Here is an 11,108-nt window from a genome sequence, read left to right on the forward strand (position 1 = left end):
TTTTCTTTGCTTAAATATAAAAAATTATAAATAATGAAATACGCATAAAAAAACTTTATGGATGAGCGCTTATGAATCTTGCAGCCTTTGAAGCTTTTGTCAAAGTGATGGAAATGGGTTCAATTTCAATGGCAGCCGATCAGCTGTTTATTACCCAACCTGCTGTCACTAAACGCATTCATAGTTTAGAGGAATATTTTGGCGTTAAACTGTTTGAGTCGGCAGGTCGCGGTGTACAAGCCACGCATGCTGCCCATTCTTTATTGCCTAAAGTCAAAAATTGGCTCAATGAGCTTGGCGATATTCACCACACTTTAAGCCATGAACAAAATGAAGTGCAAGGCAAACTCAAGCTTGGCACCAGTCATCATATTGGCTTACATCATATTCCGCATCATTTGCGTCGCTATGTACAAGATTATCCAAACGTGCGCTTAGATGTACGTTTTGTGGATTCAGAACAAGCCCATGAGCAAGTTTTGGCGGGCGACCTAGAATTGGCGTTTTTAACTTTACCGCCACAACTGGATGCACGTTTAAAATACATCACCCTTTGGGATGATCCATTGGTGTTTGTGGCAGCACCTTTTCATCCGTTGGCACAGGCACAAAATTTAACCCTACATGACTTAATTGCCTATCCAAGTTTATTGCCGGCTGCACAGACCTATACCTCACAAATCACTTTGGCTGAATTTGAAAAGCAAGGCGTAAAACCTAAAGTCACCATGAGCAATAACCCACTTGAGTCTATTCGTATGTTGGTATCGATTGGCTTAGGTTGGTCGGTGTTACCTAAAACCATGGTCAGCCATGAACTGCAACAATTAGATATTAATCTTGAGATGCATCGTCAGTTAGGTATGGTGTGGCATCCCGGACGTAGTCAGTCTAAAGCCGCACAAGCCTTGGTCGGTTCCATGCAAGCTGAGTAACATTTGTTTATATACAATAAAAATGACTTCACGTAGAGTAAAAGATCAGCCAAGGCTGGTCTTTTTTAATAACAAAAATAGGGGCAATTTATGCACCATACATCCAAGCCGCCGTTGCCACTTGATTCATCGCCCAATTTACAACAAGCCGATGCAGAACAATTACGCCAAGATATTAAAAATTATTTTTTACAAACCTTTAGCTATTATGAATCTTTGTTTGAATGCTTAACTGAACAAGGTTTTTATCAAAAAGCCATTGCGCTACGTCACCCCTTGATTTTTTACTATGGTCATACTGCAACTTTTTTTGTCAATAAATTACTGCTGGCCAAATTAATCCCTGAGCGTATTGATCCACATTTTGAAGCCCTATTTGCCATTGGGGTCGATGAAATGAGTTGGGATGATTTAGACGATCGTCATTATGATTGGCCAAGCATACAAGCGGTGCATGCCTATCGGCAAAAAGTCAAAGCCTTAGTCCTTCACTTAATAGACACCCAACCTTTGCAAGCCCCGATTAATTGGCAACATCCGTGGTGGGCAATCATGATGGCGATTGAACATGAACGTATTCATTTAGAAACTTCATCGGTGTTAATTCGCCAACAACAATTAGAATATGTATTGCCTCATCCTCACTGGCGTCCTTATGCTCAACATGAAAGTGCACCTTTAAATGCTTTAGTCAGCGTGCCTCAAACCGATGTATGTTTATATAAAACTCATGCCAATCCTTTTTATGGGTGGGATAACGAATATGGTGTACATAAAGTGCAGGTCAAAGCCTTTGCAGCCAGCCGTTATTTGGTCAGTAATCAAGAATTTTTAGGCTTTTTAGAAGATGGTGGCTATACACAAAGCCAATTTTGGAGCACTGAGGGATACGCATGGCTTGAATTTTCACAAGCCAAGCACCCTACATTTTGGCTCGCTTCAGCCCAAGGTTGGCAATTGCGTTTAATGACTGATGTGGTTGATATGCCTTGGAACTGGCCCGCTGAGGTCAATTTTCATGAAGCCAAAGCCTTTTGCAATTGGAAAAGTAAAATTACAGGCGAAAAGGTACGTCTGCCTAGTGAAGACGAATGGTATGCACTGTATCAAAACACCCGTTTAAGCCCAAAAGAGATACAACAATACGCCAATCTACAATTAAATTTAGCCGCCTCTTCTTGTCCTGTAGATCACTTTATTCACGGCGAATTTTATGATGTGCAAGGCAATGTCTGGCAATGGACCGAAACACCGATCTATCCATTTGATGGTTTTCAGGTGCATGCGCTTTATGATGACTTTACCCCCCCACCTTTGATGGCGAACATCATTTAATCAAAGGCGGTTCATGGATTTCAAGCGGCAATGAGATTTTACATTCGGCACGTTATGCTTTTCGTCGGCATTTTTTCCAACATGTAGGCTTTCGTTATGTAGTAGGTGAACAAGATTTAAATCCAATTCGCTCACATTATGAAACCGACAAGCTTGCAGCTGAGTATTTGGAGTTTCAATATGGGGAATCGTACTTTGGCGTTGCCAATTTTGCCAAAAGCTTAGTTGAGTTGGCCGTACAGCAATTATCTAATCTTAACACGCATAAAGCTTTAGATTTAGGCTGTGCCACAGGGCGAGCCAGTTTTGAATTGGCACGTTACTTTGATCAAGTCACCGGTATTGATTTTTCCGCTCGCTTTATTCAGCACGGCGTGCAATTGGCCAAGCATAAAACCATTCACTACAGTATGACGGTAGAGGGTGAGTTAATGGAGCACAAAGCCTGTCATTTGGCTGACTTTAAACTTGATGCTGTGGCAGATAAGGTCAGCTTCTTCCAAGGCGATGCCTGTAATTTAAAAGAAGAATTTAGCGGTTATGATTTTATCTTGGCGGCCAATTTAATTGATCGTTTACACCATCCTAAAGACTTTTTAAGCGACATCCATCGTCGTTTAAATGTTGGCGGTATCTTAATGCTGACCTCGCCTTATACATGGCTGAACGAACATACCCCAAGGAGTGAATGGATTGGTGGTTTTAAACAAAATGCTGAAAAATTTACCACGCTTGATGGCCTTAAAGTTTTACTCGCTCCGCATTTTGAGATGATCGATACCCCTCGCCATGTAGAATTTGTGATTCGTGAAACACAACGTAAATTCCAACATAGTGTAAGTGAAGTCACGCTTTGGCGACGTAAAGTTTAAAAAAAGCGCCTCAATGGGCGCTTTGTATATGAGATATTGATTAGATATAACTTAAATACGCTTGAGCACTTTTAGAATGAACCAAATAGTGTGCCCAAAGTAATCGCTACAGTCAGTGCGACCATTGGAATTAATACGGTACACATTGCCACGTTGCCATAAGACTGCTTATGGGTCATGCCACAGATCGACAATAAAGTGATGACTGCACCCGAGTGCGGTAAGGTGTCTAAACAGCCGGCGGCCAAAGCGGCAATACGGTGTAATAGTTCAGGGCTAATCCCGGCAGCATTGGCCATCGCCAAGTAATCCGCGCCCAAAGTAGACAAAGCAATCGACATACCACCAGATGAAGAACCTGTAATCCCTGCCAAAACATTCATGGCAATTGCTTCAGAAATTAATGGATTGCTCGATACATTTAACACCATGTCACGGATAATCACAAAGCCTGCCAAAGAGGCAATCACTGCGCCATACCCCACCTCAGAAGCGGTATTAAAAATTGGTAGCATTGAGCCAAGCGCGCCTTTGTTTACGGTTTCTTTTAAGTTATTCCACTTGCCCAAACGTAATAAAATTAAGCTTAAACACGCCACCACCAAAGCAATGACCAGTGCCCATAAGCCGGTTTGTTTAGTCGGATCTAATTTTGGATACAACTCATTTAAGCCACTAAAATCCATGTTGGGAAATACAATGTATGTAAATAAAGCGTTGACGCCAATCACCAACAGTAAAGGCAAAAATGCCAAAAACACCGGCATTTGACCTTGAGAGGTTACGCCATCTTGTAATTTTTCTTGTTCTTGGGTGTCAATACCATATCCTTCGCCATGTTTATGCGCTTTATTGGCACGGCTTTGTAACCACATACATCCCAAAGCAAACATGATGAAACCGGAAATCATGCCAATACCCGGAGCTGCAAAGACGTTTGTGCCAAAAAATGGAATTGGAATGGCATTTTGAATTGACGGTGTACCGGGTAAAGCGGTCATCGTAAAAGTAAATGAGCCTAAAGCAATTGCGCCCGGAATTAAGCGTTTTGGAATATTGGCTGCTTGAAACATCGACTTAGCAATGGGGTAAATTGCAAATGCCACCACAAACAGTGATACCCCACCGTAAGTGAGTACAGCACATGCCAAAACCACGGTTAAAATAGCGCGTTTGTGCCCTAATTTATTCATGATCCAATTTGAAATACTCGAGGCCGAACCTGAATCTACCATGAGCTGACCAAATAAAGCACCCAATAAAAAAATAGGAAAGAATTTTAAAATGTAGCCGCCTAAAGCTGACATAAAGGTTTCGGTGTATTGTGGCATCATGTAAACCATGTCACCCGACAGCAAAATGGCAACTGCTGCCATAATGGGTGCCAAAATCAATACTGAAATCCCTCGATAGGCAAAAAACATCAGCAATGCCAATGAGATAATAATTGCTAAAGTACCCATGTGTTCTCCTTGGTCTGTATTTGTTGTTATCCATAACTTTTTTTATAAAAACCGAAACTCACGATGGCTCATTTGAGCCAACATCAGCTGAATGCTCAGGCAATCACCCAAGTCCATTTTTGTTTTAAATGATGCGTACCTACCTAAAAAATAAGGTGGGTCAAAGGTTTAATCTTGACTGGCTTATTGGATTAAAGAATCTTCATGTAAAGCTTCGTTGAGTTGATCGACAATAATTGCCCATTCGCCGTCAGATTTTATTTTTTCTGCTAAAAATTGACGCTGCCCAGCACTCCAATAATCCGCTTCGGTAATTTTGGTGGCAGCAGGTAACTGATGCGTGCTGATAAACAGTTGGATTGCCTGTTCTGAACTGTCTAGCCCGAGTTGTTCAAATAAATGCGTCATGCGTGGACGTACCTGAGTCATGTTCTACTCCTTATTGTTGTGATGACTTAGATTTAGCATACGCAATTTTTTTAAAGCTGCACGATAAAAATGTAAAAAAGCACTCATTTTGAGTGCTTTTTCAGACCATCTAAATTGAGCTTAGATAGACCAATCTTGAATATCCCAACCCTGCGTCTTGGCTAAAGCGTCTAAACGATCGTCAGGATTGACGGCAATGGCATGATCGGCATATTCCAGTAAGAAACGATCATTAATTGAATCTGAATACGCCCAAGACTCCGTGACTTCACGCCCTGCCAACCATTGATCTAAACGCGCCAATTTACCTTGTTGATAGCATGGAATATTAATCACTTTACCGGTGTATTGACCATCAATAACTTCGGCATTGGTGGCAATAATTTCAGTAATGCCAAATTCACGAAAGATAGGCGCAGTAATAAAATCAGAGGTTGCCGTAATCCCCACCAACTGATGCCCTGCATCAATATGACGTTGAATGGCGTTAAAACCTTCAGGACGCATTTGAGCGCGAATCACTTTTTGCATAAACAGTTCATGCAGTTCGCTTAAATAGGCTTGATCATTTTGGGTCAAAAACTCAAAAACAAATTCGTTATACGCAATCGGGTCTAGTTGACCGGCTTTATAATCTTCATAGAATTTATCATTCATGGCACGATGACGAATTGGGTCAACTAAACCTTCATTTACCAAAAATTCACCCCATGAGTGGTCTGAATCTGTATTAAGTAAGGTATGGTCGAGATCAAACAGTGCCAATTTCATGAAAATACTCGTAAAAGCTGAAATTTAAGAAAAAAAATGTAAATCTATCTCGGCTAGTCGATAGAAATTCGTTAAGATCATAGCAGTTTTAACATTTTTAAACTTTGCTTTTTTCGTGATGGACACAGAAATAACAATCCCCGAAGGCAAAGATATAATTTACACATTTTTTAGGTAGCCAAATGATCGACTCTGAAGGTTTCCGACCCAATGTCGGGATCATTTTGGCAAACGATTCTGGACAAGTTTTATGGGCAAAACGCATTGGTCACAATGCATGGCAATTTCCACAAGGTGGTATCCAACATGGAGAAACCCCGGAGCAAGCACTTTATCGTGAGCTAAGAGAAGAAGTTGGCTTACTGCCCGAACACGTCCAGATTATTGCGCAAACAAAAGGTTGGCTGCGTTATCGTTTGCCACATCGGTATATCCGAACAGACTCTGACCCGGTTTGTATTGGTCAAAAACAAAAGTGGTTTTTACTTAAACTGACTGCCTCTGTACAACATATTCAGTTGAATCTATCCGATCCTCCTGAATTTGATCAATGGCAATGGGTCAGTTATTGGTATCCGCTTGGTCAAGTCGTGAATTTTAAACGCGACGTTTATCGTAAAGCCATGGTTGAACTGTGTCAGCAGTTGCCGATTGAAAAAACCTAAAAACTCTGTACCAAATACAGATTTTTTAGGTCACTCTTGTTATAAATACAATTGATCTTTTACCCCTTTGGATTGGGAGTTACCTTATGTCAAACATGCAACTGGATACCTTGCGACGCATTGTACAAGAGATCAATGCGTCCATCAGTTTGCATGAATCTTTAGACATTATGGTCAATCAAGTCGCAGAAGCCATGCATGTGGATGTCTGCTCAATTTATTTATTAGATGAGCGAAATCAACGTTATGTGCTGATGGCATCCAAAGGCTTAAAAGCTGAATCTGTGGGTCATGTATCTTTAAACACCAGCGAAGGCTTAGTTGGGTTAGTCGGTCAGCGCGAGGAAATCGTCAATTTACACGATGCCCCAAGCCATGAGCGTTTCTTGTATTTAGCTGAAACCGGAGAAGAACTATATAGCTCTTTTTTAGGTGTACCTGTGATGTACCGCCGTAAAGTGATGGGTGTATTGGTAGTTCAAAATCAGGAAAAACAAGATTTTAGCGAGGCTGCCGAATCATTTTTAGTCACTTTGTGCGCGCAACTTTCAGGGGTAATTGCCCACGCTCATGCAGTGGGTAATATTGATGTTTTTCGTAAACCCAATAGCCTACCGACCTATAAAACTTTTCAAGGGGTGGCAGGTTCTGGCGGAATCGCCTTAGGGCGTGCCATTATTTTGTATCCGCCTGCCGATTTAGCAGCAGTGCCTGATCGTGAAGCCGATGACATTAGCGAAGAATTAGAACTGCTTGATCACGCGATTGCTGCGGTGAGAACAGAAATTGAATCGCTCGATGAAAAAATGCAAGATGCCTTAATGGCAGAAGAGCGCGCTTTATTTAGTGTGTTTTTACGCATGCTGGATGAAAATGCGTTACCGGCTGAAATTAAAGATCAAATCCGCGATGGCAATTGGGCACAAGGTGCGGTGCGTTTAGTCATTGAAAAGCACATTGCCCTATTTTCACAAATGGAAGATGAATACTTACGCGAACGTGTCTCCGATTTAAAAGACTTAGGTCGTCGTATGTTGGCTTTTTTACAAGAAGCCGATTCTAGCCATCGTGAACTCACCGATGAAAGCATTTTAATTGGTGAGGAAATTTCTACCGCAGCCTTGGTTGAACTGCCTGTTGATAAGATTGCCGCGATTGTCACCACCGAAGGCGCCATGAATTCACATATGGTGATTGTGGCTCGCGCTTTAGGTATTCCAACTGTGGTGGGTGTCACTGAACTACCCATCAATACCCTTGATGATGTTGAAATGATTGTCGATGCGCATCAAGGTCGGGTGTTTATTAATCCGCCACGGCGTTTACGTGCGCGTTATAAAGAAATTCAAAAAGAAGAAGAACAAATTGCCAAAGACTTGCGTCAATATGAAACCCGTGATGCCATCACACCTGATGGCGTTGCAGTCAAACTCTACGTGAATACAGGTTTAATGATTGATGTAGTACGTGGTGTACAACGCGGCGCTAAAGGCGTTGGTTTATACCGCTCAGAAATTCCATTTATGTTACGTGATCGTTTTCCCGGCGAAGAAGAACAACGCACTATTTATCGTCAGCAACTGAGTCACTTTGCCAATAAACCTGTGGTGATGCGTACCTTAGATATTGGTGCCGACAAAGACTTACCTTACTTTGCTATTGATGAAGAAAACTCAGCTTTAGGTTGGCGCGGTATTCGCTTTACCTTAGATCATCCTGAGATTTTCTCAGCGCAAATTCGTGCCATGCTCAAAGCCAGTATTGGCTTAAACAACTTGCATATTTTGTTGCCTATGGTCACCAGTGTCAGCGAAGTTGAAGAAGCATTGTACTTACTTGATCGTGATTGGCATGCCGTACAAGAAGAAGAACAGGTCAAAATTCAAAAGCCTAAAATTGGCATTATGGTAGAAGTCCCAAGTGTACTGCTACAAATTGAAGAATTTGCAGAATTGGTAGATTTCTTCTCGGTCGGCTCTAACGATTTAACCCAATATTTATTGGCAGTCGATCGTAATAATCCACGCGTCGCTAACGTCTATTCGCATTTTCATCCATCTGTGTTACGTGCTTTAAGCCGCTTAGTCAAAGAATGTCACAAATACGATAAACCGATTAGCTTATGTGGAGAAATGGCAGGTGACCCGTTATCGGCAGTACTTTTAATGGCAATGGGCTTTAATACCCTGTCCATGAGTTCAAGTAATATTTTAAGAGTGCGTAAAGCAATTTGTCATATTCCTATGAGCGAAGCTGAGCAACTTTTGGATAAAGTGCTAAAAATGAACAATCCACTAATGGTGAAAAGTTGGATGGAATATTATTTTAAAACCCACGGTTTAGCCGATATGGTCAAAACCAATCGCTTGGTCAGTGTTTAAGCGGCCATAAAAAAAGGGAGATCTTCATTTGAACATCTCCCTTTTTTGTGTTTTTGATAACCACGTTTTAAATCTTTTTTGCGGTCTACAAACACTTGGCTTTTATTTACCTCATGCATATGTTTAGCAACAAAATTATGCACGATCAGTTCAGGCTGTTTTTTCTTGGCCATTTTAAGCGTCCTCTTTAAGGTCATCATCATATCAATTCTGTATATTGTAGTTTACAGGATAAATTTCAAGCATTTTAGATTATTTTTTATTTTAAAATTTGATGATATAGCCGCTTGATATGATCTATGTTTTTTTGTAAATGATGAAACATTTCATTCTTAAATATCACTGCATAAACCCATGCTTTTATTCATTGAATTTATCACTGAGCTAAAATAAAAAATCTGATTAGTCAAAGCCTAAAGCAGCTCTTATAGTATAAGCTGTAAGACTTAGAGGCCAATTTTTGTTGCTTCATCAGTTGTGTGTTAAGCAGCATAAGTGACGTCTATTTGTCACATTACAACTTTAAAATCAATTAACAAAATGCTTAATGTCATTGGCAATAAAAACTGTTATTGATTGAGCGCAATCAAGCAATTTAGACACCCATGACAATAATAATGGAGTAAGGATAATGAGCAACGACATGAAAAAATGTCCTGTGACCCACTTGACCACTGATGCTGGTGCCCCTGTGGTGGACAACCAAAACAGTATGACAGCAGGTGCTCGCGGTCCACTGTTATCACAAGATTTGTGGCTACATGAAAAGCTGGGTAATTTTGTACGTGAAGTGATTCCTGAGCGTCGTATGCACGCCAAAGGTTCAGGTGCATTTGGTACATTTAAAGTCACCCATGACATCACGCAATATACGCGTGCCAAACTATTCTCAGAAGTGGGTAAAAAAACCGACATTTTTGCACGTTTTTCAACGGTTGCTGGTGAACGTGGTGCAGCTGATGCAGAACGTGATATTCGCGGCTTTGCCCTTAAATTTTATACCGAAGAAGGTAACTGGGATTTAGTGGGCAATAACACACCCGTGTTCTTCTTACGTGATCCACGTAAATTCCCTGACTTAAACAAAGCAGTAAAGCGTGATCCAAAAACTAACTTACGTAGCCCAACCAACAACTGGGATTTCTGGACGTTACTACCAGAAGCATTGCATCAAGTCACGATTGTGATGTCAGATCGTGGTATTCCAGATGGCTATCGCCATATGCACGGTTTTGGTAGCCACACTTTTAGTTTTATTAATGCCAACAATGAACGCTTTTGGGTTAAATTCCATATGCGTACTCAACAAGGTATTAAAAACTTAACTGATGCTGAAGCTGAAGCGATTATTGCTAAAGATCGTGAAAGTTCACAAACTGACTTATTCAATGCCATTGAAGAAGGCAATTTCCCGAAATGGACTATGTACGTCCAAGTCATGCCAGAAACGGATGCTGAAAAAGTATCTTACCATCCATTTGACTTGACCAAAGTATGGCCAAAAGCTGATTACCCACTGATTGAAGTAGGTGAATTTGAGCTTAATCGTAATCCTGAAAACTATTTCCAAGATGTCGAGCAAGCAGTTTTTGCACCAAGTAATTTAGTACCAGGCATTAGCTTCTCACCAGACCGTATGTTGCAAGCACGTTTATTTAACTATTCTGATGCAGCACGTTACCGTGTAGGTATGAACCACTCACAAATTCCGGTCAATGCACCGCGTTGCCCAGTCCATTCAAACCGTCGTGATGGTCTAGGTCGTGTCGATGGAAACTATGGTGCTTTACCACATTATGAGCCAAACAGCTTTAATCAGTGGCAAGAGCAACCACAGTACAAAGAGCCTGCACTCAAAATTACTGGTGATGCAGATTTTTGGGATTATCGTGAAGACGATAATGACTACTTTAGCCAACCGCGTGCTTTGTTTAACCTCATGAATGATGAGCAAAAACAAGCTTTGTTTGACAATACTGCGGCTGCAATGGGTGATGCTTTAGACTTTATTAAATATCGTCATATTCGTAACTGTTACGCCTGTGAGCCAGCTTACGGTGAGGGTGTAGCTAAAGCGCTCGGCTTAACAGTTGAAGATGCAAAAGAGGCACGCGCAACTGACCCTGCGCAAGGTAGTCCAAGCTTACTTTAAGCTTAAAGTGACCTAAAAAAACCGCCAATATGATCTGACCCCAAAAAGTTGGACTCCAAGTTAGGTAGATTCTAAGGACTGATTTCTGTATTCAACAGGGGTCAG

At 41.1% G+C, this 11,108-nt stretch carries 8 protein-coding genes and 1 pseudogene; 5 read left to right on the plus strand and 4 right to left on the minus strand.

Features of this window, described 5'->3' with window-relative positions; translation table 11 throughout:
• The first annotated feature begins 71 nt into the window (after nt 1-71).
• Together Q0017_RS03435 and ovoA are read left to right on the plus strand one after the other, a co-directional pair.
• Nucleotides 72-935, plus strand: a complete 864-nt coding sequence (locus Q0017_RS03435) for a LysR family transcriptional regulator (protein WP_298142708.1) — start codon at nt 72-74, stop codon at nt 933-935.
• A 90-nt stretch (nt 936-1,025) separates the two neighbouring features.
• Nucleotides 1,026-3,142, plus strand: a pseudogene (gene ovoA / locus Q0017_RS03440) (5-histidylcysteine sulfoxide synthase).
• 71 nt (nt 3,143-3,213) lie between these two features.
• Here the strand turns inward: ovoA and Q0017_RS03445 are convergent.
• From Q0017_RS03445 to Q0017_RS03455, 3 genes are all read right to left on the minus strand, one after another.
• A complete protein-coding gene (locus tag Q0017_RS03445) occupies nt 3,214-4,605 on the minus strand; it encodes a GntP family permease (protein ID WP_298142711.1) in 1,392 nt (463 codons plus the stop codon).
• Nucleotides 4,606-4,788: 183 nt separating this feature from the next.
• A complete protein-coding gene (locus tag Q0017_RS03450; protein WP_298142714.1) occupies nt 4,789-5,034 on the minus strand; it encodes a DUF2789 family protein in 246 nt (81 codons plus the stop codon).
• Between the two features lie 120 nt (nt 5,035-5,154).
• Nucleotides 5,155-5,805 carry an HAD family phosphatase gene (locus Q0017_RS03455; protein ID WP_298142717.1) on the minus strand — a complete coding sequence of 217 codons (651 nt, stop codon included), beginning with the start codon at nt 5,803-5,805 and terminating at the stop codon, nt 5,155-5,157.
• 182 nt (nt 5,806-5,987) lie between these two features.
• Between Q0017_RS03455 and Q0017_RS03460 the strand changes: the two genes are divergently transcribed.
• Nucleotides 5,988-6,470 carry an RNA pyrophosphohydrolase gene (locus tag Q0017_RS03460; protein WP_298142720.1) on the plus strand — a complete coding sequence of 161 codons (483 nt, stop codon included), beginning with the start codon at nt 5,988-5,990 and terminating at the stop codon, nt 6,468-6,470.
• Between the two features lie 86 nt (nt 6,471-6,556).
• A complete protein-coding gene (gene ptsP / locus Q0017_RS03465) occupies nt 6,557-8,851 on the plus strand; it encodes a phosphoenolpyruvate--protein phosphotransferase (RefSeq protein WP_298142723.1) in 2,295 nt (764 codons plus the stop codon).
• Here ptsP and Q0017_RS03470 read toward each other — a convergent pair.
• On the minus strand, nt 8,848-9,024 hold the full coding sequence (locus Q0017_RS03470) for a hypothetical protein (RefSeq protein ID WP_298142725.1): 177 nt from the start codon (nt 9,022-9,024) through the stop codon (nt 8,848-8,850). The genes ptsP and Q0017_RS03470 overlap by 4 nt on opposite strands.
• A gap of 458 nt (nt 9,025-9,482) precedes the next feature.
• Between Q0017_RS03470 and Q0017_RS03475 the strand changes: the two genes are divergently transcribed.
• Nucleotides 9,483-11,003, plus strand: coding sequence for a catalase (locus Q0017_RS03475; RefSeq protein ID WP_298142728.1), 1,521 nt, complete (start codon nt 9,483-9,485; stop codon nt 11,001-11,003).
• Nucleotides 11,004-11,108 lie beyond the last annotated feature (105 nt).

The organism is uncultured Acinetobacter sp. (assembly GCF_947624825.1).
GTDB lineage: Bacteria > Pseudomonadota > Gammaproteobacteria > Pseudomonadales > Moraxellaceae > Acinetobacter.

What these genes read in the sequence shown, in the direction of transcription:
- ptsP (WP_298142723.1), top strand. Translation starts at nt 6,557, where the DNA reads ATGTCAAACATGCAACTGGATACCTTGCGACGCATTGTACAAGAGATC.
- Q0017_RS03455 (WP_298142717.1), bottom strand. Translation starts at nt 5,805, where the DNA reads ATGAAATTGGCACTGTTTGATCTCGACCATACCTTACTTAATACAGAT.
- Q0017_RS03475 (WP_298142728.1), top strand. Translation starts at nt 9,483, where the DNA reads ATGAGCAACGACATGAAAAAATGTCCTGTGACCCACTTGACCACTGAT.
- Q0017_RS03445 (WP_298142711.1), bottom strand. Translation starts at nt 4,605, where the DNA reads ATGGGTACTTTAGCAATTATTATCTCATTGGCATTGCTGATGTTTTTT.
- Q0017_RS03450 (WP_298142714.1), bottom strand. Translation starts at nt 5,034, where the DNA reads ATGACTCAGGTACGTCCACGCATGACGCATTTATTTGAACAACTCGGG.
- Q0017_RS03435 (WP_298142708.1), top strand. Translation starts at nt 72, where the DNA reads ATGAATCTTGCAGCCTTTGAAGCTTTTGTCAAAGTGATGGAAATGGGT.
- Q0017_RS03470 (WP_298142725.1), bottom strand. Translation starts at nt 9,024, where the DNA reads ATGGCCAAGAAAAAACAGCCTGAACTGATCGTGCATAATTTTGTTGCT.
- Q0017_RS03460 (WP_298142720.1), top strand. Translation starts at nt 5,988, where the DNA reads ATGATCGACTCTGAAGGTTTCCGACCCAATGTCGGGATCATTTTGGCA.